18 protein-coding genes are annotated in these 23,894 nt (G+C 57.4%); 10 read left to right on the top strand and 8 right to left on the bottom strand.

Annotation, left to right across the window (positions count from 1 at the left end):
• The first annotated feature begins 6 nt into the window (after nucleotides 1-6).
• The 4 genes from GRX76_RS15145 to GRX76_RS15130 all read left to right on the top strand — a co-directional run bounded on the left by GRX76_RS15145 (nucleotide 7) and on the right by GRX76_RS15130 (nucleotide 4,536).
• Nucleotides 7-513, top strand: coding sequence for a 2,4'-dihydroxyacetophenone dioxygenase family protein (locus GRX76_RS15145; protein ID WP_160154076.1), 507 nt, complete (start codon nucleotides 7-9; stop codon nucleotides 511-513).
• A gap of 145 nt (nucleotides 514-658) precedes the next feature.
• Nucleotides 659-2,575 (top strand): DUF3604 domain-containing protein, encoded by a 1,917-nt coding sequence (locus GRX76_RS15140; RefSeq protein ID WP_160154075.1) that lies wholly within the window; start codon nucleotides 659-661, stop codon nucleotides 2,573-2,575.
• A 39-nt stretch (nucleotides 2,576-2,614) separates the two neighbouring features.
• Nucleotides 2,615-3,496, top strand: a complete 882-nt coding sequence (locus GRX76_RS15135) for a peptidyl-prolyl cis-trans isomerase (RefSeq protein WP_160154074.1) — start codon at nucleotides 2,615-2,617, stop codon at nucleotides 3,494-3,496.
• A complete protein-coding gene (locus GRX76_RS15130; protein WP_160154073.1) occupies nucleotides 3,493-4,536 on the top strand; it encodes a HupE/UreJ family protein in 1,044 nt (347 codons plus the stop codon). The genes GRX76_RS15135 and GRX76_RS15130 overlap by 4 nt, the downstream gene beginning before the upstream one ends.
• 21 nt (nucleotides 4,537-4,557) lie before the next feature.
• Here GRX76_RS15130 and GRX76_RS15125 read toward each other — a convergent pair whose 3' ends face one another.
• Nucleotides 4,558-5,583 (bottom strand): AraC family transcriptional regulator, encoded by a 1,026-nt coding sequence (locus GRX76_RS15125; RefSeq protein WP_160154072.1) that lies wholly within the window; start codon nucleotides 5,581-5,583, stop codon nucleotides 4,558-4,560.
• A 185-nt stretch (nucleotides 5,584-5,768) separates the two neighbouring features.
• Between GRX76_RS15125 and GRX76_RS15120 the strand changes: the two genes are divergently transcribed.
• The 4 genes from GRX76_RS15120 to GRX76_RS15105 all read left to right on the top strand — a co-directional run bounded on the left by GRX76_RS15120 (nucleotide 5,769) and on the right by GRX76_RS15105 (nucleotide 9,916).
• The gene (locus GRX76_RS15120; RefSeq protein ID WP_236250395.1) at nucleotides 5,769-6,302 is read left to right on the top strand and encodes a 2,4'-dihydroxyacetophenone dioxygenase family protein; all 534 of its coding nucleotides are present in this window, start codon (nucleotides 5,769-5,771) and stop codon (nucleotides 6,300-6,302) included.
• A 38-nt stretch (nucleotides 6,303-6,340) separates the two neighbouring features.
• Entirely contained in the window at nucleotides 6,341-7,357 is a 1,017-nt protein-coding gene (locus GRX76_RS15115; protein WP_160154071.1) for an NAD(P)-dependent oxidoreductase, read from the top strand.
• A 15-nt stretch (nucleotides 7,358-7,372) separates the two neighbouring features.
• Complete coding sequence (locus GRX76_RS15110; RefSeq protein WP_160154070.1) at nucleotides 7,373-8,206, top strand: SDR family NAD(P)-dependent oxidoreductase; 834 nt, start codon at nucleotides 7,373-7,375, stop codon at nucleotides 8,204-8,206.
• Between the two features lie 108 nt (nucleotides 8,207-8,314).
• Nucleotides 8,315-9,916, top strand: a complete 1,602-nt coding sequence (locus GRX76_RS15105; protein ID WP_236250394.1) for an AMP-binding protein — start codon at nucleotides 8,315-8,317, stop codon at nucleotides 9,914-9,916.
• A 152-nt stretch (nucleotides 9,917-10,068) separates the two neighbouring features.
• Here the strand turns inward: GRX76_RS15105 and GRX76_RS15100 are convergent, their stop codons facing one another.
• Nucleotides 10,069-13,842, bottom strand: a complete 3,774-nt coding sequence (locus GRX76_RS15100; protein WP_160154069.1) for a S8 family serine peptidase — start codon at nucleotides 13,840-13,842, stop codon at nucleotides 10,069-10,071.
• 961 nt (nucleotides 13,843-14,803) lie between these two features.
• Here GRX76_RS15100 and GRX76_RS15095 point away from each other — a divergent pair.
• Nucleotides 14,804-16,315: an NAD(P)/FAD-dependent oxidoreductase gene (locus GRX76_RS15095; RefSeq protein ID WP_160154068.1), complete on the top strand. Its 1,512-nt coding sequence runs from the start codon at nucleotides 14,804-14,806 to the stop codon at nucleotides 16,313-16,315.
• Between the two features lie 170 nt (nucleotides 16,316-16,485).
• The gene (locus tag GRX76_RS15090; protein ID WP_236250393.1) at nucleotides 16,486-18,090 is read left to right on the top strand and encodes a phospholipase D family protein; all 1,605 of its coding nucleotides are present in this window, start codon (nucleotides 16,486-16,488) and stop codon (nucleotides 18,088-18,090) included.
• Here the strand turns inward: GRX76_RS15090 and GRX76_RS15085 are convergent.
• From GRX76_RS15085 to GRX76_RS15060, 6 genes are all read right to left on the bottom strand, one after another.
• The gene (locus tag GRX76_RS15085; RefSeq protein ID WP_160154067.1) at nucleotides 18,026-18,649 is read right to left on the bottom strand and encodes a hypothetical protein; all 624 of its coding nucleotides are present in this window, start codon (nucleotides 18,647-18,649) and stop codon (nucleotides 18,026-18,028) included. The two genes, GRX76_RS15090 and GRX76_RS15085, sit on opposite strands and share 65 nt — an antisense overlap.
• Nucleotides 18,642-19,484, bottom strand: coding sequence for a DUF2092 domain-containing protein (locus GRX76_RS15080; protein ID WP_160154066.1), 843 nt, complete (start codon nucleotides 19,482-19,484; stop codon nucleotides 18,642-18,644). Before GRX76_RS15080 ends, GRX76_RS15085 begins: the two co-directional genes overlap by 8 nt.
• 30 nt (nucleotides 19,485-19,514) lie before the next feature.
• Nucleotides 19,515-20,813 (bottom strand): OmpP1/FadL family transporter, encoded by a 1,299-nt coding sequence (locus GRX76_RS15075; protein WP_160154065.1) that lies wholly within the window; start codon nucleotides 20,811-20,813, stop codon nucleotides 19,515-19,517.
• Nucleotides 20,814-20,876: 63 nt separating this feature from the next.
• A complete protein-coding gene (locus tag GRX76_RS15070) occupies nucleotides 20,877-21,677 on the bottom strand; it encodes a transporter (RefSeq protein ID WP_160154064.1) in 801 nt (266 codons plus the stop codon).
• Nucleotides 21,678-21,830: 153 nt separating this feature from the next.
• Complete coding sequence (locus tag GRX76_RS15065; RefSeq protein WP_160154063.1) at nucleotides 21,831-22,721, bottom strand: DegV family protein; 891 nt, start codon at nucleotides 22,719-22,721, stop codon at nucleotides 21,831-21,833.
• A gap of 204 nt (nucleotides 22,722-22,925) precedes the next feature.
• The gene (locus GRX76_RS15060) at nucleotides 22,926-23,891 is read right to left on the bottom strand and encodes a DUF4380 domain-containing protein (RefSeq protein WP_160154062.1); all 966 of its coding nucleotides are present in this window, start codon (nucleotides 23,889-23,891) and stop codon (nucleotides 22,926-22,928) included.
• Nucleotides 23,892-23,894 lie beyond the last annotated feature (3 nt).

Genomic DNA, 23,894 nt, shown 5'->3' with positions numbered 1-23,894 from the left:
AATATTATGGTACTTCCACTGCCTATTCATCCGCAGGACTCCCTGCTTACCCTGGACACTAGCAAGCTTCCTCTAATTCGTAATGTATTGCCGGGCGTGCATGTCTATCCCTGTTTCCTGGATGCCGAGAATGGCGTCTGGGTATTGCGTGTGTTGTTTGAGGCGGGTGTCACCTTGCCCAAGCACTTCCATACTGGTGCCGTACACCTGTATACCATGACTGGCAGCTGGCATTACGTGGAATATCCGGATCAGCCGCAAACCGCAGGCAGCTACCTGTACGAGCCGGGCGGTTCCATTCACCAGCTGCACGTTCCGGAAAGCAACACGGAAGTGACTGACACCTTCATGATGGTGACCGGTGCCAATATCAATTTTGACGAAAACGACGAGTTCATGAATGTTATGGACGCTGGTTGGATTGAAATGATGATTCGCGAAGCTGCAAAAGCTCAGGGTGTAGTGCCGCGTTATATCAAGCCGACGGTGGGTGCCGGCTACTCCGACGAGTAATCGCCTTGCTTTGAAAGTAAGCGTCCTTACGCAACTTTCCTTGCTGTTGTGTATTGCGGTCTTTCCCGGTGGAAAGGCCGCTTTTTTCACGCTTCATTTGCGCAGTCAAATGGCAAACCCGCTAAAAAAATAACGAGATAAACAGATGCGATTTATTTCTGGTGTCTGCCTACTGGTGCTTGGCCTGGCTGGCTGTGGTGAACCGGTGGCGAATAACAACAGCGAACTTTCCGGGGGCAAAGGAGAAACCGAACAGGCGATAACTGGTGAAGAATCCGCGCTGTCGGTTAGTAACCCGGGTGACGCACACGAGGCCGCTATCGCTAAACAGGTTTACTTTGGAAATTTTCACGTTCACACCAGTTATTCCTTCGATGCCCTGACCAATGGCGCCAATACCACACCGGCTGACGCCTACCGCTGGGCTAAGGGCGAAGCCATTCCCGCAGCGGCGGCTGCCGGGGTGATGCAGATCAAGCGCCCGCTGGATTTTTACGCGGTTTCCGACCACTCGGAATACCTTGGCGTATTCAAAAAAATGCAGGATCCGGATAACCCCGCGAGCAAACTGCCGATCGCCAGTGAAATTACTTCCAAGGATAAGAAGGTAGCGTTCGATGCCTACGCACGGGTGTTGGACACCATGTCCCCGGGCAAGGCCGATCCGGCACTGGCTGATCCCTCCATCATGAAGCCGATCTGGCGGGAAGTGGTGGATACTGCAGATGAATACTATGAGCCGGGAAAATTCACTACCTTTCCCGCGTTTGAATGGACCTCCACACCGGACATGCGCAACCTGCATCGGGTAGTGGTATTCGAATCTTCCAAAGGGGTACCGGAGCTGCCATTCAGTACCAATGAATCCGAAGACCCGCAGGACCTTTGGAAATACATGGACCGCGCCCGCGCCAACGGCGCCACGTTGCTGGCAATCAGCCACAACGGCAACGCCAGTGACGGCCTGATGTTCCCCACCGTAACCGCGGACGGTGAGCCGCTGTCGGCAGAATACATTGAGGCGCGCCTCGCCAATGAGCCGCTGTACGAGGTGAGCCAGATCAAGGGTTCCTCGGAAACCCATCCGCTGCTGTCGCCGAACGACGAGTTTGCCGGCTTTGAACTGTGGGACTACCTGCTGTCCGCAAGTACCGCGGCGGTGCCGGAGCACAAGAAAGGCGGCTACGCACGGCAAGCTTATCTCGATGGATTGTCGATGGCCGCAGACGGGCGTGGCAACCCCTACAAATTCGGTTTGATCGGCGATTCCGATACCCACAATGCAGCGGCCTCGGTGGAGGAAGACAACCACACCGGCAAATTCGCTTTTGAAGCAACACCCGAGAAACGCCTCGACGGCCCGCTTCCCGGTGACGACATCAACAATCGCCGTGTACGCGAGTTCAGCTCCGGTGGTCTCGCGGCCGTGTGGGCACCTGAAAATACTCGCGAGGCAATCTACGCGGCGTTGATGCGCAAGGAAACCTATGCAACCTCCGGCACCCGCATGAAACTGCGTTTCTTCGGCGGCTGGGATTTTAGCGATGACACCCTCAGCAAAGCAGACTGGTTGCAACAGGCTTACGACGCGGGCGTGCCCATGGGTGGCGATTTGCCCAGTGCAGGCGGCGGTAAAAAGCCGGTATTCCTGATCAGCGCCATGAAAGACAGTGCCGGTGCAAACCTGGATCGTATTCAGGTGGTGAAAGGCTGGGTCGAAGATGGCGAACAGCGCGAAGCGATTTTTGATGTGGCCCTGTCCGATGGCCGCGTTGCCGATTCAGACGGCAAGGTGGCACCGGTGGGTAATACTGTCGACCCGTCTACAGCTACCTACACCAACGAGATCGGAGACGCTCAGCTGTCGGTGGTATGGCGAGACGATAATTTTCAGCCTCAGCAGCACGCCTTCTACTACGTGCGCGTGCTGGAAATCCCAACGCCGCGCTGGTCCACCTATGATGCCAAGGCACTGGGGCGTAAACCCCGCGAAGACCTTCCGGTATCGATTCAGGAGCGCGCCTGGAGTTCGCCCATCTGGTACACGCCGCAAGCGCGGTAATTTATCGAATGGGTTGTTGACGGTTATCGAGTGGTTGATATGAATTTGAAAAAAGTCCCATTGCTGCGCGACCCCCTGCTGCACTTCGCTTTGATTGGCGGCTTGCTGTTCGCCATTGATGGCCTGTTTGGCGGTGACGCAGACGCGGAAGAGATCGTGATTACGCCAAGCCGGATCGAGCACCTTGCGGCAGTGTTTGAGCGAAGCTGGCAGCGCCCACCGAGCGATGAGGAGATACAGAAGCTGGTGGACAACCTCGTGCGCGAGGAAGTGCTTTACCGCGAGGCCCTGAAACTCGGCCTGGAAGCCGACGATACGGTAATTCGTCGGCGCCTGCGGCTGAAAATGGAATTCCTCGCGCGGGATCTGGTGAACGCGGTGGAGCCAGAAACAGAAGTACTGCAGCAGTTCTATCGGGACAATGGGGATCGCTACCAGCTTCCGGCGCGGCTGAGCTTCCGTCAGATTTATTTTAATGTTGATCGACGGGCTGAACCTGAGCAGGATGCGGAGATGGCCCTTGCCGCGCTGGCCGATGGAGAAAAATGGGCGACCGCTGGTGACAGTCACTTGTTGCCGCGACAGTTCACTCAGGCCTCATTGGAAGAAGTGAATAAACAACTGGGTACTGGATTCGCTGAAGCGGTGCTTGACCAGCCTCGGGGACAGTGGGTGGGGCCCGTGCATTCAGAATACGGCATGCATCTCGTATTCGTTGAGGAATACACCGCGCAGGCCAGCGCGGATTTTGCCAGTGTCCGGTCGCAGGTGCTGCGTGACTGGCAGGCACAAGCCCACGGCGATGCACTGGAGAGTCAGTATCGCCAATTGCGCCAAGGCTATCGTGTACGTATGGATGTTGATCCCGGTGTGCGGCAGCTTGCCAGCGCTGAACCCGCAGATGAGGTGGCTGCGCGATGAAAGCGAAGCTGTCGCAGCTGCTGTTTTTACTGGCGGTTCTGGCGAGTGTCGTGCTGGCCAATAACAGTTTGGCCCACGAATTACGGCCGGCCTATCTGCAGGTGACACAGCAGGCGCCGCAGGTATTCGATGTGGTGTGGCGGGTGCCCGCGCGCGGTCAGATGAAGCTGTCTCTGGATGTAAAGTTTCAGGGTGATGTTGTTGTTGGCAATCGCAGTATCGGTGGTTTGGCCAACGGTATGTATAGCGAGCGCTGGCAAATTGAGAGCCCTGCTGGATTGACTGGCGCCACGCTGGTGGTGGCCGGGCTCGAGCAGACAATGACCGATGTGTTGATGCGCGTGACGTGGCTCGATGGGCGTGAGCAGGTTATGCGACTGGTGCCGGAAAATCCCCGTTACCAGTTTTCCGCAAATGCGGGCGAAGCTGCGGACGGCTGGTTCGCGACCTATTTTGTGTTGGGAGTGGAGCACATTCTGCTGGGGATCGACCACCTGCTGTTCGTACTGGTGTTGTTATTGCTGGTGAGTGGTTGGCGCTCCCTGGCAGTCACCATTTCCGCATTTACTCTTGCTCACAGTGTGACTCTCGCGCTGTCGGTACTGGGCGTGGTGTCGGTGCCACAGGCGCCGGTGGAAGCGGTGATTGCCCTGAGTATTGTTTTTGTTGCCAGCGAGATACGGCTCAAGCAACGGGGGCGCTCGACGCTGGCGATCCGCTACCCCTGGGCAGTGGCGCTGGGATTTGGAATGCTACACGGCCTGGGTTTCGCCGGAGCACTCGCAGATATCGGTGTGCCGCAGCAGGCAATTGCCGGTTCGCTACTGGCGTTCAATCTGGGTGTGGAAGCCGGTCAGGTGCTGTTTATTGGCCTGGTGGCGGCACTAGTTTGGCTGGTACGCCAGTTGTTTGAATACGCCCGGGTACCGGCATCGAGAATGTTGGCTACCGGGGCTACTGCAACGCTGGTGCTGGTCTATGTTATTGGCGGAACCGCAAGTTGGTGGCTGTTTGATCGCACGGCAGCACTGTTTACATAACGAGCCGGGGAGACTCGCCAGTTATAGGTCGCTGGCCTTGGCTTGGCGCTGGGTTTTCCACTTACTGGGTGACATCCCTGTCCAGCGTTTGAAGTTGCGGCTGAATATCGCTACATCTGCATAACCCAGGTTGAGTGCCAGGTCGGTGATGCTGAGGTGGCTGTGTTGCAGGTTGCGTTTGGCGACCTCCATACGTGTCTGCTGTAGTAATTCGCGGAAGCTGGTGCCGTCTTGCTGCAGTTTTTTTTGTAATACCCGCGGGTGCAGGTTCAGGCTGGAGGCGACCCGCTCGATACTGCATTCTCCGCTCGGCAGCAGGTTGCCAATGATATGGCAGACCTGGGCCTGCAGATTGCCGGGGTATAACGACTGCAACAAGCGGATACGTTGCTGGAAATGTTCCCGCAGCAACTGTTCATCGTAATGGGGTTTTCGCGACAGCCAGCTGTGTGGAAAGCTGACGCCGGCAAAATTGCTGCCATAGGAAATATGGTCGCGATACGCGGCTGGTGCGCTGATTGTCGATGAATCTGCGGCAGTGGGGGCTGGTTGTGGCAGGTGCAACTTTAGATTGCCGCCGGAAGTCCCGACCATCTGCAGTACCAGATTGAACGCCTGCCCGGCACTTAGCTGCATGAGCTGGGCAAGGCCGCTGGCATTGGAAAAGTCGAACGTCAGTTGTAACTCCAGCGTATCACCGCGAGGAACCTGCTGTAGGTGCACGCCGTAGGCATGCAGGCTGATGTGGTGTTTGGAGTAGGTCAGGGCGTCCGCCAGGGTGGATTGTTGCCGAATAGAAAGGCCTATTTCACCCAGGGCCAGCACACTTTGCTCGGCAGCCAGGCTCAGGCAGAAGAGCGGCGCGGAGCAGATACGGGCGGTGGTATCCAGCAGGTCGGCGAGGCGGGTATAGGAAACATAGGTGTTGGGGTCGCGGAGCTGGGCGCTGCTGAAACCGAATTGTTGCAGCAGGGCCGTAGGATTCTGACCATACTGTGTGACCAGCTGTTCATAACCTTCGATGGCACCGCTGCGGATCAGGAACATGGGGGTATTCGACTTTTGTCTAGGTTTTGTGTTCGTAAATAGTCAAATTGCACTCGCAAAAAGTCAAGTTGGGGTTGTGCCATCTTCCCTAGACTGGGCAGATTCCCTCGCGCCTGGATTCAGGTCTGTGGAGGGCTGGGGGAAAACACAATAACAAATACCTACTCAATTACTGGAGATGCGCGATGAGTGACACAAAGACCCCGATTCTTGAGATGCTGGCGGCAATGCAAACCGGCGGCGTAGTATCCCGTGACCATGCCCGTGAAGCGATCCTGATTCAGGAAGCCGACCTGCCGTGGGTTGCCCTGCCGGACGGTTCCCTGCTGCAGGTGCTGCACGTAGACCTGAACCAGAACCTCTGGGTAATCAAAAACAAATTCAAACCCGGCTTCTGTGTTGACACGCATTATCACACGGGCCCGGTATTCGCCGTGACCACCGCTGGCGAATGGTTCTATAAAGAGTACCCGGACAAGGTGAACAAGGCGGGTTCCTACCTGTTCGAGCCAGCGCACTCCGTACACACCCTGACCGTATCTGAAGATTGCACTGAAGATGCCGAAGTCTGGTTCGCGGTCTTCGGCAGTAACGTCAACATCGACGATGACGGCAATGTCACCAGCGTGCTCGATGCCAAAATGGTCATGACCGTCTATCGCGCGCTGTGCGAAGCCGAAGGCAAAACCTGCGAAAACATGATCGTGGTTGGCGAGTAAGCCTCTCTTACATCTGAAAAGAGCCTGGAGAGGTCTTTATGAGCCAGTTGAACTCGGCCTTCGTGACTGGTGCTGGCGGCTTTATCGGCCGCCACCTGGTGCGCCAGCTATTAACGGAAAAAGTAAACGTTGTCGCCTTGATGGTGCCCGGGGAACCTGTGCCCGAAGAGTGGGCAGCCTGGGGTGACCAGCTGCGTATGGTCATTGGCGATGTGCGCACACTGACCAGCCTGGCGGAAGAAATCGGTCCGGTGGATGCGATTTTTCACCTTGCGGCGATTGTCGGAGACTGGGGTGCGCTTCAGTCCCACGTGGATATCACCGTACACGGTACCGAGCAGGCCATCGACCTGGCCCAGCGCTGGGATTCCCACTTTGTGGTAACCACCAGTGTCTGTGCCTATGCCAGTGCGCTGGCCAAGGGCAAGCTGGATGAGGAGAGCCCACTGGGCAAGCCCTGTTCCCCGTACGAATTCTGTAAGCAGGAACAGGAGCGGGTCACTCTGGATGCAGTGAAGCACAGCGGCCTCAAGGCGACGATCGTGCGTCCGGCCAATGTGTTTGGCGTCGGCAGCGGCCCCTGGGTGAACACCATGCTGGAGCTATTGCGCAGTGGCCAGCCCTGTCTGCTGGGCAAGGGTGACTGGGATGCTGGATTGGTCCACGTGGAAAACCTGGTGGCCATTTTGATCGGCGCTGCGCGCTCAGAATGTAAAAACGGTGACATTTTTATAGCCGCGGATGGATATGATGTGACCTGGCAGCAGTATTTGCAGCGCCTGGCCAATCTCGCCGGCGCGCCTGCGCCCAAATCTGTCCCCAATGGTCTTGCCCGTACCCTGGCTCCCGTGCTGGAGTTTGTCGGTCACCTGTTGCGACAGAAAGAGCGCCCCATGATTACGCGGCAGTCTTACCGCTTGATGGGCGGGCCGAACGAATTTTCCAATGAAAAAGCACGCCGTCTGCTGGGCTATACGCCCGTGGTCACCTTCGACCAGGCGATGGACGAGCTGCAAGCACACTTCAACAAGTCTGCCGCTGCGGCGACCGCTTAAAAGGTTTGAACAGTTATGAGTAATTGGAAACACGGCGCGCCCAAGGTGGCGTTTGTATCGGGTGGTGGCAGCGGTATCGGTTTGAACCTGACCCGTGCGCTGCTGGCGGACGGTGCTTCGGTGGCGATCTTCGACCTCAAGGTCGACGATGCGCTGCTGAATGAATTGCAGGGACTGTCACCGCAAAACGCACGGGTCGAGCGCTATCTGGTGGATATCACCGACCCGGAAGCGGTGGAAAAGGCAATGGATGAAGCCGCCAGCGCTTTGGGCGCTCCGGACTTTGCCATCAATTGTGCGGGGATCCTGCGCACCGCCGTATTTACGGAAATGTCCTACGCCATGTTTGATCAGAGCATGCGCGTTAATCTCTACGGCAGCCGCAACTTTGCTGCCGGAGTGCTGAAACATATGCAACCCGGTGGCCACCTGGCCCTGATTGCGTCTCTGGCTGGCATGTGCGGCAGCTATACCCACGGTGCCTACGCGACATCGAAATTCGGCGTCGTCGGTTTGGCGGAAGTGCTGCGCACGGAGTTGAAGCCAAAAGGCATTGATGTATCGGTGGTTTGTCCGGGCGAAATTTCTACGCCGATGCTGGAAGAAGAGCGCCGGGTCGGCAGCAAGGTGACGGAGATTGTGAACGAGTTTGCCGGTGTGCTTCCGGTCGATGTGGCGGTGCAGGGCATTCTCGATGGCCTGCGCAAGCGCACCTTCATGATTACTCCGGGCTTCAAGGCAAAACTTACTCGCTATCTGGCCCGCAGTCACACCGGACTTTTCCGCTGGATTGTGGACAAGAAAGTGGCCAAGGCCCTGAAACTCTTTGGCGATAAGACTGCCGTATAACCTGTGGTACATTGAATCGCACCGTAACCGGTAAAGGTGTAGTCCCCAAAACGACTATTAGTAAATTGAGTAGTACCCGAAAAATAAAACAATAATTATGGAGCGCAAATGAGAGAACAAACTATGAATGCACGCGATCTGAGCCAGGCTTCTGCCAACCTTGCAGACTATATCGGCCAATGCCTGAAACGCTTTCACGACAAGCCGGCCTACCACTGCCTCGGCCAGACGCTGACCTTCGGCGAGATCGACGAAAAGTCCCGCTATCTTGCCCAGTGGCTGCGCCATGAGTGCGGCCTTAAGGCTGGCGACCGGATCGCCATTCAATTGCCCAATATCACCCAGTATCCCATCGCCGCCTATGCGGCATTGCGTGCGGGCCTGGTGGTGGTGAATACCAACCCGCTGTATACGCCTCGGGAAATGCAGCACCAGTTTTCCGATTCCGGTGCTAAGGCGCTGGTGATCCTGGCGGACTTTGTCGGCAAGTACGAGGAAATTAAAGCTTCTACCGGCATTGAGCACGTACTGGTCACCGGGCCCGCCGATCTGCTGGGCAAGATTGCTCCTGCACCCGAGGGTTACCACGGTTTTGTCGATGCGCTGGAGCGCGGCGCCAACTGCCCGGAAGTTGGGGCAAGCACCGCGACACGCGAGGACATCGCGGTATTGCAGTACACCGGCGGCACTACCGGTGTGGCCAAGGGGGCAAGTCTCACCCATGCCAACCTGCTGGCGAATACCGACCAGATGCTGCAACGTATCCTGCAGCGCGGCAACGAGGGCGAGGAGATTTTCGTCTGCCCACTGCCGCTGTATCACATCTATGCATTTACTGTGAACATGCTGACCTTCTTCGGCATGGGCAGCATGAACATACTGATTCCGAATCCGCGGGATATCGACGGCTTCGTGAAAATGATTGCGCCTTTCCGCTTTACCGGTCTTGCGGGTCTTAACACCCTGTTTGTCGGTCTGTGCCGTCACCCGGAGTTCAAGAAGCTGGATTTCAGCGCGCTGAAAATGACTTTCTCCGGTGGCACCGCACTGACCAGCAGCGCTGCCGAGCTGTGGCTCCAGGTGACCGGTTGCCCGGTGACCGAGGGCTGGGGCTTGTCGGAAACCTCACCGGTTATCTGCCTGAACGCATTCGATCACGAAGAAATCGGCACCGTGGGCCCGGTATTGGAAAATACTGAGGTGCAGGTGTGGGACGAGCAGGGCAACCCGGTGCCCCAGGGCGAGAGTGGTGAACTGGTGGTGCGCGGCCCGCAGGTAATGCAGGGTTACTGGAAGCGCCCGGAAGCGACTGCTGAGGTGATGCACAACGGCTTCTTCCGTACCGGTGATGTAGGCCTGATCCAGGACAACGGCAACATCCGCATCGTTGATCGCCTCAAGGACATGATCATCGTGTCCGGTTTCAATGTGTACCCGAATGAGGTCGAAGACGTGCTCTGCCGTTACCCGCAGGTGGTTGAGGCCGCGGTCATTGGAGTTCCCAGCGAGCAGACCGGTGAAGCGGTGTGTGCGCACCTGGTCGTAGACGGGGAAATTGATGAGGCGGCATTGATTGAGTTCTGTCGCACCCAGCTGACGGCCTACAAGGTGCCCAAGCAGATCGTGATTCAAAGCGAGCTGCCCAAGTCCACCGTCGGCAAGATACTGCGCAGGGAGCTGCGCACAGCGCCGGTTTCTGAATCCGCATAAGCTCAGTTCGAACCTTAAAAAACGCAGCCATTGGCTGCGTTTTTTTTCGCCTGTTCACAGCGGCTTGATACTATGTGCTTGTGAATTGCGGGTATAAAAAAGCCGCCAGTACATTCGCACTGGCGGCTCGCAGTTACGCTACTGGCTGAAGATTAATTCAGCTTGTAGCTGCGCAGAGTAGTCTGCTCAGAGTGGCTGCCTTGCTGGTTGCTCATTTCTACCCGCAGGTGCACGAAGTCGCCGGCAGGCGCGTCATTGGGAATGACCGCGATCCACTCGCCATCGACGTTTTTCACTTCCGCGTCTACCCAGCTGCTGGCGGAGAACTTGGTGTTCACCGGGCAGTAAACATAGGCAAATACGGAGTCCAGTACGCACTCCTGTCCGTAGCCGTATTGCAGGGATACCGAAGCCAGCTCCTCTTCACCCAGGTCGGTGACACCGGAAAGTTTGACCTCCATCGGCTCGCCGGCGGGCGCGGTATTTTCGACACTAACCGGCAGATCAATGACCGGCATCAGCACAGACTGCGCGCCTTGCAGGCTACTGTCCGTGTTGAAGGTGTAGAGTCCCTGGAAGAAGGAACCCAGCTCGTCACCGATGGGAGAGCGCTCGCCCACGCCGCGGGCGTTGTAGCGGGTTTCCAGTGTGATCTGGGTTGCACCGTGGGGTACGGTGAGCATGCCGCCGTCCAGGTACTGGGCTTCGCCATTAACACGGATGCCGTACGCGGAAGAGCCGTTGTAACCGCCGGTGCCATCGTGTCCGGACGCGTCGCCGAAGGGCGCGAAGCTGAACTGAATAGCGTTGGTGTTGCGATAAGCAATCGGCGAGCCACTGGTCAACAGGGTGCTACTGCGAGGCCCCTTGAACCAGGTGGTTTCTTCTTTGGTGCCGGCGGTCATCAGACGTGGGCCGTCGAAGTAGCCACCGCTAGAGTTAAGCTGATGGTACGGCATCACAATATTGGTCCAGGCATTTCTGCTGGTGGCGGTGTAGTACTCATCGCGCTTCACTGGTGTCATCACCATCTGCGGGCTACCGGTTGAATAGAATTCGCCGGTACTGTTGGTCATCGCCATCACATCGGTCCAGGCGGGTCTGTCACCGTTCTGGGAATGGTATTGGGCAGTGGTCTTGTGCATCTGATCGTCATGGATACGCACAAGTCCGCTGTCAATTTGGCCCAGGGTAATGTGATTGATGGAGTAGGCGTAAGGGCTGCGCTCCGGTGCGATACCTGACCAGCTGACCTTGTTGTTGCCCGCTTCCACTTCGGCGTGCAGGCGCGCGCCCTGTTCAGCACTCAGGGCAACCGCAGGGATTTTCGGCGTGCCGGAAATGGTGCCCTTGAAACGGCCGTTGGTATTCGGACGGTAGGCGATCACCCCGATGGCGCCGGCGCTCATGGCGTTACCGACCATGTACGACGTGAGGTAATAAGGGTTGGAAATCAGGGCAATTTTTCCTTCCAGGTCAAACTGGGACCAGTCCGTGCTGTAGCCGGCATCACCCACAGGGACGATTTCAGCACTGCCTTCGCCGTGGAAACCCAGGGCGAGGCCCTGATTCACGTATTCAAGCACTTCGCCGTTTTCCATGGTCATGACGGTTTCCGGTGCTACCGCGCGGGTCGTCACAAAGGAGCGGAAGCGGTCGTCATGGCCTTGGGACCAGGCATAGAAGTTGTCGACGTAGTCCGGAGCCAGTTCGATGGCCGCGAGCTTGGCGACCTTGGCGTCGTCCAGCGCGTAGGTAAAGCCAAAGGAGTAGCCCTGCGGCGCCAGCGGCTGGTCTGCTTTGAATTCCAGCTTTTGTGCATCGCGCGCGTCAAAATCGATATGCGTGTCCGCACTGACCTTGCGACGTAGTACCGCCATTTGCGCCGCAGATTCCACCAGGCCGCCGAAATCGGCGTCGTTATCGTAGGTCATGATGTTGGCGACAATGCTGTATTCGCCTTCCGGTACCTCAACGCTAGCTGCACCATTTTGCAGGCTTACATAGCGACCCCAGTCGTCCTCGTCGTTCATCAGATAGATTTTCGACGGCGACGTTGCAGGTTTGCCGCGATTGTCGGTGACGTTGAAGCTCAGCTCGACGGTGGGCTGGTCGATCCAGAAAGAAACCGGCACGGTGATGCGTTCGTCGTTGGTACCGGTGCTGGTGCCGGTAATGCGGCCGGTGATGGTGCCGTAAGCACCACTGCGCAGGGATACTTCCGGGTCTATCCAAACCGGTACTTCGGCGCTGCTGTTGGCGGGCACGGTGATGGATTTTATTCCCAGGCCGGCAATGGTGGCGGGCAGCTCGGTAGAGCCGTCTTCACCGATCAGGTCCAGCTTCAGCTTGAAGGTTTTGTCTTCGCCAGACAGGTTTTCCAGGGTCACGGAGGTTTCTGTCCGTTCGTAGGCCTGGCCGTAGGCGAAGCGGCCGAGTTCGCGGTTGGGTTCGGCGACGACCGCCTGTACCACGGCTGTGTTGACATCCATGGGGCCGGCACCCTGTTCCAGCACGTGTGCGTCAGTGAGGGCTACGGAAGAGGTCAGCACTTTTTTCAGCTGGCGCGGGGTCAGGTCCGGGCGCGACTGCTTGAGAATGGCCGCGCCGCCAGAAACGTGCGGTGCGGACATGGAAGTACCGGACAGGGAAACGTAGCCGGTATCACCGAAACCACCGGAAGCGGCGGCAACCACATCCACGCCCTGGGACGTAATATCCGGCTTGGCGGAGTGGCCGTCCGGGGATGGGCCGCGGGAAGAGAATACGGCGGTCTGGTTTTCCCGGTCCACAGCACCCACGGTCAGTGCGCTCGGCGCGCAACCGGGAGAGCCGACGGTTTCACGCGTAAAGCTGTTGCCGGCAGAGATCACGAACAGGGCCTGGTCGCTCAGGGCTTCCACCAGGTCCACCATCGGACCTTCACAGGAAGTGGCGCTACCGCCGAGGGACATGCTGACAATATCGGCGCCCTGGTTCACCGCCCAGATCATGCCGTTCATGATGCCGTAGGTGGAGCCACCACCGGTGTTGCCGAGTACCTTACCGATGACGAGGTCGGCACCGGGTGCCATACCCGCCCAGAGACCATTCGACTCAGCGCCGGTACCTGCAATGGTGGAGGCAGTGTGGGTGCCGTGGCCATTCAGGTCGTCCACGCCGTTGCGGGAGTAGGTGAAGTCCATGGAGGCGATAACCTGGCCGGCGAGGTCGGTGTGCTCCACATCGTAGCCGGTGTCCAGTACCGCGACGGTAACGCCGTCACCATTAAACTGCGCGGCAAATTCACCCTTGGCGCCGGTGAGCGGAACCGTAGGCGTCAAGGTTTGCCCGCTGGAAACCTTGTGCGCGTGCACAAACGCATCCAGCCATACGCCTTCCACGTTGCCCTTGCTGGTCAGCTTTGCCCAGACCTCGGCGGCTTGCGATTTATCGATGCCAAACGCCGCGCTGTCGATGATTTCAATTTCACCGGTCAACGACATGCCGTTGAGCACTTCCGGAGTGGCAGCACCCGCGAGGGCGCCATCGGTATATTCGACGATCACCGGTAATTTGCTGGTAGACGCGTCGTCGTAACCGCTTTCGTGCAGCTTGCTGATGTTAAACAGCTCCAGATCCACGGCTTTCGCATCCACCAGCGGTTGCGCTTTCGGTGGGATGACATAAGTACCCTTGCCGTACTGGAAAATGCTGGTAACGACTTCATTGCCGTCTTCGCCAAGAAGCCGGATGCCGGCGAGTGCGCCGTCATTTTTAATAACGGCAGAAACCTTGTCACCGGTGATTAAAGTGAATATCAGTTCGCCACCGGCGGGGGCTTCACTGAGGGATTCTGCCTGTGCGAGTGCGGGAACTGTCGCCAGTCCGCTCGAGGCGGCAATGATTGCCGCGGCAATACGACGCACTCCGAAAAAGTGTTTCATTTTATTGGCCTTATCTTTCGAATTTTATTTTACCAACGACCCGTTTAACCAATCGCAAATCGATGCATGCGGCAGGTACGCGGTCAGAGTGGGCATTCAATTTCACGAGCGTATAGCAATATCGGTGCACTGTGCTGGGGCTCACGCGACCGGATTTGGTGCAAGAAATATTGAGGTGTCTGATGTGCTTTCAGGTCACAACGAAACTGCTCGGATAGTGCATAACTACTTCAAAACCTTTAGCACTGTGGCTGGCGCCAATATGCGGGATGGTTGGAAAACTAGGTGTTGGTATTAACCTACCCGATCGATTCTATGTACGAGCGTTTTTTCTTGTCTACCGGTCATTTGTAATATTTTTGGATTTTTTAAGTGGTTCAAACAATTTGAGGAATTTGTTTTTTCTGGTGTGGTTTTTTGACCGGGGTGTCGATTTTATAATGGTGGTTTTATGTTGATGGAGTTAACAAACAGGAGAGAAACTCGATGAGTTTTTTAACCCGGCTTGTGGATTCGCGAAGGGCAGTATTCAGCCCTCAAAGAGAAAAAGATTCTCGGTAGGTGCTTTTTATTTTTCATTTTTTAAATAAATCTCGGGTTTTATGAGAATACGTTTTAAAAGTGCCGCTATTGCAGTGTGGGGAGCAAAAGAGATAAATATCTTCTTTAGAAGGGGCGGTATTTTTTACTGTTATTCGCGGACGCCATTAAAAACCGGTGGCCTTAAATAACCTTAATCGAGGTGGCGGAGTGTGCCTGGGTTCTACACTGCCGGCGGCTGGCGTTGGTAGAGGTGTAGGTAGCGGCACTGAAGTAGCGGTAGACAATTGCAGAAAGTGGGAGGCCATTCACCCTTGTTGAGGGTTCTCGAGTACTACAAATGGGCTTCACAAGTGCCGGAAAAGTGGCGACACTGGACGCAAAACAATAATCAATCCCAGTGAGGACGCGATAGTAAGCGATGTCTGTGCACCATTTTGAGACCCTGATCATCGGCGCCGGCCTGTCCGGCATCGGCACCGCCTGTCACCTGATGCGCGACTGCCCCGAACGGCAGTTCGCGATTCTGGAGCGCCGCCAGCGTATCGGCGGCACCTGGGATCTGTTCCGTTACCCGGGGATTCGCTCGGACTCCGACATGTTCACCTTCGGGTACAGCTTTCGTCCCTGGAACGGCGACCAGGTTCTGGCCGACGGCCCATCCATTCGCCAGTACCTGGCGGAAACCGCCGAGGCGTATAACGTCAGTGAGCGCATTCATTTCGGCGTCGACTTGATCTCCGCCAACTGGGACAGCGCCAAGCAGCGTTGGGAGTTGGTTGCTCAGTGTGACGGTGCAGAAGTGCGCTACCGCTGTTCGGTACTCATCTCATGCACCGGATACTACGACTATGCCGGGGGGCACGCACCGGCGTTTCCCGGGCAGGAAACATACGCGGGCCAACTGGTGCACCCGCAGCACTGGCCGGAGGACCTGGATTACCGCGGCAAGAAGGTCATTGTGATTGGCAGCGGTGCCACCGCGGTCACCCTGGTACCGGCGCTGGCGGAGCAGGCTGCGCAGGTCATCATGCTGCAGCGGTCGCCGACTTATATTCTGTCGATGCCGGGCCGCGATCATCTGCTGGCTCTGCTGAACAAGCTACTGCCGGAATCCTGGGTATATCGCTTTGCCCGGCGCCGCAACCTGACACTGCACCGCCTGCTGTTCAAGCTCTCCAAACGCTGGCCAAATCTCATCCGTCAGCTGATGCTGCGCGGTGTCAGGAAGTCTCTGGCGGGCAGCGCGGATATGCGCCACTTTACTCCGAGCTACAAACCCTGGGACCAGCGCCTGTGCGCCGTGCCGGATGGTGATCTGTTCGAGGCCATCAAGTCCGGGCGCGCGGCGGTGGTGACCGACGAAATTGACTGTTTCAAGGAAGATGGCATTCGCCTGAAATCCGGTACCGAACTGGCGGCGGATCTGGTGGTCACCGCGACCGGGTTGAAGCTGCAACTACTTGGCGGCATGTCGCTCACAGTGGATGGCCAGGCGGTGGATATGCGCAACCGCCTGACATACAAGGGCGTGCTGATGGAGGGGGTGCCCAATATGGCCTGGGTGTTTGGTTACACCAATGCCGCCTGGACACTGAAGTCGGATCTGTCCGGCGCCTATATCGGCCGCTTGCTCAAGCACATGCGGGCATCAGGCTACGGCGTCTTCCTGCCGGTTGATCGCGAAGGTTGTGTCGCAGAAGAGTCGGTAATGGCGGCCCTGCAGTCCGGCTACGTGGCCAGGGCCGACCACCTGCTGCCCCGCCAGGGCACCAGTTACCCGTGGCGACTGCTGAATGATTACGAGCGGGATAAAGCGATACTGCTGAAAGCGCCCATCGAGGATGGCGTCCTCAACTTTTATCCCGCGCTGACCGAACGAGAGGGTAAAGAGGAACATCTGCCTGCAAAGGATCACGCGGCAATGGAATAGCCGCAGTGCCACCGGTTCCCCACGCCCGAGAGTGAACGGGGGCGAACCGGTGCCGACAGGGGATAGCAGCGAGTGAACGACTAGACTGTATTCTGAAGACCCGGCGCCGCGCTTGTGAATCCCCGTGACGCTCGGGCGTGTTGTGTTACCAGGTCGAATTGTTCAGCATCATGATTCCAGTTCCCGCAACTCGTTTACTGAACCTGGCCTTTTTAGTGGCGTTATTGGTGGCGTTGTTGGTGGCGCTGCTGTCGGGTTGTGGGGACCCCTCGGATACCGGTACCGGGATGACCGCAAAACAGCGAACCGTGACAACCAGCCTGAAACCCGCCACCGACTCCCGGCTTGCCGTGGGTATCCGCGACGCCCTGGCGGCACAGCCCGCGAGCGACTCCGGGTTCTACCTCTTGTCTGATGGCCTGTCGGCCTTTGTGGCCCGCGCGGTGCTGGTCGAAGAGGCGACGGTGTCCCTTGACCTCAAGTACTACATCTACGAAGACGACAGTGTCGGCCACCTGCTCACCAGCCTGTTGTTGAAGGCGGCGGATCGCGGCGTACGCGTACGCCTGCTGGTGGACGATCTCGGCACCCGCGTCGTCAATCCCTGGATCCTGGCCCTGGATCGGCACCCGAATATGCAAATCCGGGTGTTCAATCCGGTGGAGGGGCGCAGCGGTCCCAAGCGTGTGTTGGAGCAGGCCGTGAATCTGGGGCGCATCAATCACCGCATGCACAACAAGCTGCTGGTGGCCGATGGTCTGGCGATGATTACCGGCGGGCGCAATATTGCCGATGGGTATTTTTCCAAATCCACCGTCGAGTTTCTCGATGTGGATTTGCTGGCCATTGGCGAAGTATTACCACAGGCGGGGAAAATCTTCGATAACTACTGGAACAATCAGGTTTCGGTCCCTGTGTCTGAGTTGCTGATTGCGAATGACGAGACGCACACCCTGGATGAACTGCGCAAGCGCACCCGCAAGCTGCTGGCGGAGGAAAAGGGCAGTGAATTTTCCCGCGCGCTGGAGCAAAGCCGCTTGGCCGCGGAGTTGTCCGATGGTGACCTGCCTTTCAAATGGGGAAAAGCGCGGCTGTTGGCCGATCCTCCGGAAAAAGCACTAGGTGAAGACAATATTCCCCGCGAGGAATATCCAGGATTCCAGTTGGAGGAAATCATTCAGGGCGCGAGCGAGCGGCTCAATATCAGCGCGGCGTATTTTATTCCCGGTGTCATCGGTACCGATCTGTTTACGGGGTTGGAGAAGCGGGGGGTTAATGTCGGAATTCTCACCAATTCGTTGAGCAGTAACGATGTGGCTATTGTGCACGGCGCTTACGCGCGCTATCGCAAACGCCTGTTGCAAGCGGGGGTTGGCCTGTGGGAATTGCGCACGGTAGCGGGACAAGAGCGACGCAAGAAATGGTTCCGAGGAGAGTCCCGGGCAACGCTGCATGCGAAAACCTTTGTGGTTGATCACAATCTCGGGTTTGTCGGTTCAATCAATCTCGATGGCCGTTCACTATTGCTCAACACCGAGATCGGCTTGTTGATGGAAAATGCGGAGATCAACCAGCAGCTTCAGGACTTATTTGAAGATTGGGTAGCGGCAGACTCGGCCTGGGCGGTGAAACTGTCAAACGCCAATCAGCTTGAATGGCACGCGCAGGATGATGAAGGAAATCCTCTGATAGTGCACAAAGACCCGGAAACTACCTGGTGGCAGCGGACGCTGTCCTGGCTGCTTTCCTGGTTGCCGGTTGAGTCGCAAATCTGACGAGTGGATTTTGAAAGGCAGATCGCGCTTGGTGCCGGTTCAGCGCGGGCACCACTTCGTAGACGACCTGGGTACCGGCATAGCTCGGGCGATACCAGGTACCGCCACAGTTCTTGTAAGTGACATCGTTGACGACCCGCTCTACGCACTCTCCCGGCAGGCTGTACACCATGCCTCCGACTGCCGCGCCGGTGGCGACACCGGCCCAGTATCCGGGGGCGGGGTAGGGCCAGTAGTGGCCGTGGTGGTGGTCATTGTGATGATGATCTCCGCCGCCGCCATGGGGTGGGAGATGCTCCGGGCGCGGGCCATGGTAGGGCGGTACCCGGTGAATTCCCCCATCCATTGGCCGCATCGGCCGCATTGGTCGCATGGTGCGAATTCCCACTCCACCGCCGAACCCGGGGTGAATATTCATCATTGGCCCGCCAAAGTGTCCACCGCCGAACCCCGGACGTGCCAGGGCCGCACTGGCGCCCCACAGCAGGACACTCGTCGCGGCCAGTGTGGCAAGGACTCTGGTCAGTGTCGAGGGTTTGAAATACGAGGGGCTATTCACTGCCTGCCTCCTTGCGTCCGTTGTTTTCTTCCATCGTGTTCGCATCTGCGGCGTTGGCCGGCTGCAGTTTCTTAAACGGAATTTTGCGGAAGTCTTTGTCCATCTTCGGGGTAAACAGGCTGTCCCGGATAGACGCGCGCTCGTTCCATTTGATGATGGCGGTAAATCGCGGCTGGCTGGGATCGTGGTAGCTGACGGTGGAAATTTTCAATGGCAGTGGGTCTTCCCCCTGGGTTACCCAAACCTCCCAGTCCAGCCTGGGGCCGCGAAACGCCCAGTGATCCACGGCTTTACCCTGTACCCGGGTTTCGCCGATATAGGTGGCAGAGTCTACTGTTAGCGCCTCGGTCCCTTTTGCGCCCCAGGCGATCAGGTCTACCAGCGGAACCTGGAGGCCGTAGTCATTGGCGGCGCTCATCATGGCTTCGATGCTGGAGGAGTCTGCTTCAATGGTGCCGTAATATTTTTCGTTGGGCGCGATCACCGTCAGCTGTTTGCCATCGTGATAAATCTGTCGACGAATACTGTCGGTTTCCAGTTCCACCATCAGCTGGTTGGGGCGCTTGAAGTACACCTTAGTGGTGCCGGCGATCTGGATTTTCTGTCCGTTGTCGAGCACGACATCGGAGGTGAGTTGGGTCTCGTAGGTGAGGCGGGGCTTCCCCGACAGATGCTCTTCAAGGGCGCGCACAATTTTTCTGGCTTCCGCTGCCGCTTCGTTAATGGCGGTATTCGGTGATTCGTGCAGTGATGTATCCGGTTCCGCATCTTGCTGCGCCCAGAGCGCGAAGCTGGCGAGCGCAAGGCAGAAAAATAGAAGTGTCAGCGTCTTCATATTGTGCCCTCCTGGCGACCCATGAAATTCTCAGAATTCAAATTGAATGGAGCCGCCGAGGAAGTGGAGCACTGTGTCTTCATAGGTACCCTGTAGGCGTGGACTGAAGGGCGGGCGCCCCTGCTGGTTGATGTCGATATCACCCAGGGAAACATAGTTGTAGCCCATATCCATGGTGACTCCCGGGCATAGCTCCTTGCCTGCCCCCAGTCCGAATGTTACGGATTCGTTGGTCACGGTATCGGCGGTAATGGCATAGGTTTCCGCCATGGTGCTTTCCAGGGCAATACCCGTAGACAGGTACCATCCATCCAACATGCCCCGATTGAACTCATGGCGTACTCCCAGTGCGAAAGCCCCGGTGTCTTTATAACCACGGTCGACTTTAACGGAGGTCTGGGCGGGGTTGTCCAGGGCCAGGCTGACACCGGCGTATTCGGACCAGTCCTGCCACGCCAGGTTCACATAGAGTGTGGTGGCGTCGGTCAGCTCCTGTTGCAGGCTGGCGGTGACTGTTGCCGGCGCGTTGATATCAATGGTGGTGCGGGTGCCGTCAAAGCGGCCAACGGCCAGCTCGAACAGTGGGCCGAAATCCCGCAGTTTCAGGTCATCTTTGAATTCAAACTCCACCTTGGAGGTGTAGGTAATACCGAAGGTGGTGCCACTCACCGGGCGGTAGATGATGCCGAGGTTACCACCGTACCCCATATCCAGATCCTTGAAGCGCAGGTAGGCGTCTTCATCGATCAATCCTGCGCGGGGCGCCGACTGGAAACTGAAATAGCTGGCCATGGCATTCAGGCCGAGGCCAACGGACAGGCAGTCGTTTATTTGCCAGCTGAGGGAGGGAATCAGGCTCATGCCCAGCAGGTCCACGTTCTGAACAAAGCGTCGGCCTTCCCAGTTGTCGTGGTAATCGAGTCCCAGGCCAAAGTTGCCGGCCATGGCAAAACCCCAGCCGATGTTGTCCGTCAGTTTGCCCGCGGCGAAGGCGCCCATGCCGGGAAACCACTCAATGGGGTTGCCACCGTCATTGCCGGGTACATTACTCAGGCCGCCATCGGTGAATCCCACATCGCCGTAAAGTGCCTGTCCCGCAGCACGTATTTCCGTAACGTCTCGCCACGCGGTGCCTGCAGGATTGGTAAACGCCGTGGATGCATCTTCCGGCATTGCCGCCCAGCCAGCGCTGGCCGTGCCGAGGGTGGGTGTACCTATCTGCCACAACATGATGCCACCCGCCTGCGCTGCGGGTGTCGCGAGTGCGGCGATGAACAGCGGCAGCATTTTTTTTGCGGTGCACAATTTTCTCGGTTGCTGTTGTTGCATAACCTGTTCCCTCAGGGAATGACGCTGACAGAAAATTTCAATACTAACGAAACGGGATCTTGGCTATTTCGATTTGGGGAACAGCATTACCCAGGCGAGCCGGAAGCCCCAGTCCTGGGCGCCGCCGTCGGGGCTTTCCGCGTAATACCGTGGTCCAGCAGTTACCTGATAGGTCTGCTTACCCACCGTAAATACCTTACCCACCAGAAAGTGCACCGGCACATTCCACTGCTCGGTTTCCCAATCGTAGGTGGACTCTGTTTGCACGGTGAAGGTCCAGGATGTGGGGGTGTTGTAGGCGAGGAACGGTTGGATGAAGGTGCTGTTAACGTCGGCGCGGTTATCGCTGCCCGCAAAGGACCAGATATGGTTGGCAAGGGTGCCAATGGTCCAGGGACCCGCTTGTTTAAGCACTACGCCGGTGGGGCCGGCGCCCCATTTTTCCGTCCCCAGTAGCGGCTCTGTCCCTGTCGGCAGTAAAAAGGCCGGACCTGCGCCCCAGGTGATACCGCCGGCGGTTGGTTGCTTTGGCGAAAAAAAGAGGCTTTGCACCGTATCGCCGAGGCCGGTCTGGTCTCCGCTGCCGGGAAAAATGTTTTCCTGGCTGATCACCGGCAGAATGGTTCGGCTGATGAGGTTCCAGTTTTCACTGATAGATATAGGGATAACCGGTTGGATATTCAGGGTGTACTTGCGTCCGCCTTCTGTTGGCCCAACACGATTATCCCAGTTGTGCTGGAAGGGCACGCTGATCAGATCCGAGACCGGGTTACTGAGTTGTTTGGCGAGGTCGGAATCAGCGACTGCGTTGACACTACACAGGGTGAAGATCAGGGCAAAAAACGCGGCGAAACGTTGATACATCTTTTTCACCTATGGGGAAAGGTCGTAAAACAGCTTTCCTCAGTCTAGATGGATCAGGTGTATTTTGTTTTTCTGCGTCGCTCTGCTCGACATCGATGGTGGGGCGGGAGCAGTCAGACGACATTTGACGTCGTCTGATGCGAACGACGAATCTTATTTGGCCGCGATGGCCAGTGCCACGGTGCCGGGGCCGAGATTGATACCGCCGGATAGACTCATCACCGAGCGGTAGATTTTTACCTTGTGCTCGGCAGCCTTTTTTTCAAACGCCTTGAATCCGGGTACCTTCTCAAGATCCTTGAGAGGACCGGCGATGCTGACGACCACTGCAGGCATCAGTAATTCATTCGCCGCCATTTTTTCTTCCGCCAGTTCGAACAGGCGGTGGGTACAGCCGTCGTAGGTTTTTACCGTGTCGGCCACCGCAGATCCCTGGTAGGTCATGGAGAGAATCGGGTGCAGGTCGAGGGAGCGGGCCATAAATGCCTTCAGCCAGCTCACACTTTTTTCATTTTTCTGGCGGCCGCGTTCGCGCAGGTAGTAAACATCCTGAATGGCTGCATAGCCCACCATTTTGCGTCCGAATTCTTCCGCTCGGGATTTGATTTGTGCGCCGGTAAGTCCCTTTTGGATCAGCGACAGGGTGTAGAGCGCCAGTAGCCCCTGGCCGGAGAAGAGGGTGTGGGAATCCACGGTGTTGATGTTCACCGTGTCACTACCCAGTTTGCGCGCCACATTGACCGCGTTGGCGTAGGTGGGACTGTTGGCGGCATTGATGGTCTGGACCAGGATGTCCGTCTGCCCCTGGCGAATCAGTCTGGAAATGACCTTTTCGATCTCGGGTTCACCAGCTGGGCCGGAATTGACCTGGCGAGAGCGGTCAACCAGGGAGCGAGCGTAGAAGTGGCTCATCTGTGCGGGGTTGCGCTGGTCACCAAAAGAGTCTTTGCCAACGCTGACACTGTGCGGCAATACCGCAACATTGTATTTGCGCAAAAATTCATCAGGTAAATCGCAGCCGGAATCGACGACTAACTGAACCATGGGGGTACCTCTTATTGTCTGGTCCACTGCCGGAGGCATTTGGCGTCAAATTTAGCACTTTGTCACAAGCGGTGACAGTTGAGGTGAGGAAGTTTGTCCCAACGATTTGTGACTGGCTGGTGCCGCGTGGGAATGCGGGGCAAAAAAAACCGCGGTAATTACCGCGGCACAAGCGAGTCAAGGTGCTGACTGTATTCGGGCGAATTACGGATTTGGCGCCGGGGAATTCACTGGGGTGCTGGATACTGGGGTGCTGGGTAATCGACGCTCGGCCAGTTGCACCTGGTCACGGGCAAACTGCATCAGTGAACGGGAGCCGCTGTGTATCGCTACCGTCTCGGGGATCGGGGCCAAACGCCACATTACGGACCAGTTGAGCGCCTCGCCTGACCTCAGTGATTGCGCGGCACTCTGTACTTCCAGCTCTAGAAAAGGCAGCTCACCACTGAGGTACAGCTCGATATCTCCCTCGCCGGTGGCCATATCGGCCATCGCGACCCTGGGATAAATCTTCAGATACAGCAGGCGGTCCACCGCGTAGGCAAGCCAGCCCTCGGTACCATTGGCAATGACCTTGCCTTCGACAAGGGGTGCTTTGTCTTCCAGCGCCAGCCACAGGGTGTCACGATTCAGTTCGTAGGCGACCTTGCCGCGTACAGTTTTCACGCTGTCAGTGGTCACCGGGGCAAAGGCCAGACCACGGTTTGGGACGCGGGTGATTTCCCAGGCCGCTATTTCCGGAAAGTCTTTGTCGGCATCAATTCGGTAGTGCACGCGGGCGCTGTGGCCGTTGTCCAGGGTTACGGTTTTGCTCACCCGGGCGCCGTGGCCGAGGGCGCTGCTGAGCGTGGCGGAATCCGCTGTTTTTGCGGACACGGCATAGGGCGCGGTGTCGTGCTCCGGGATTGGCGGCCAGTCCCACAGGGTCTGCGGGCTTAGCCAGAAGGTCGAGCCGAAGCTGTTTTCGCCCGGCTCCGGTACTGCCAGCAGGTCGCGGTCGCCGTACCAGAGTTCGGTAATGCGGCCGCCGTAGTGTGGGTCCAGTGCCAGCTTCAGGGAATCCTTTGCCAGCTGGATAGGGGCGTCTTCCGCCGCGCTGGCAGACGTTGCCAGTAGCATGGATGCCCCCAGAATGGCGGCGATTCTGGTAACCCCTCTCTTGACTATCACGCC

Origin of the sequence: Microbulbifer sp. ALW1 (genome assembly GCF_009903625.1) — a bacterium.
Taxonomy (GTDB): domain Bacteria; phylum Pseudomonadota; class Gammaproteobacteria; order Pseudomonadales; family Cellvibrionaceae; genus Microbulbifer.
Note: the sequence above shows the minus strand (reverse complement) of the source record. Positions and strands in the feature narration are given on the sequence as shown.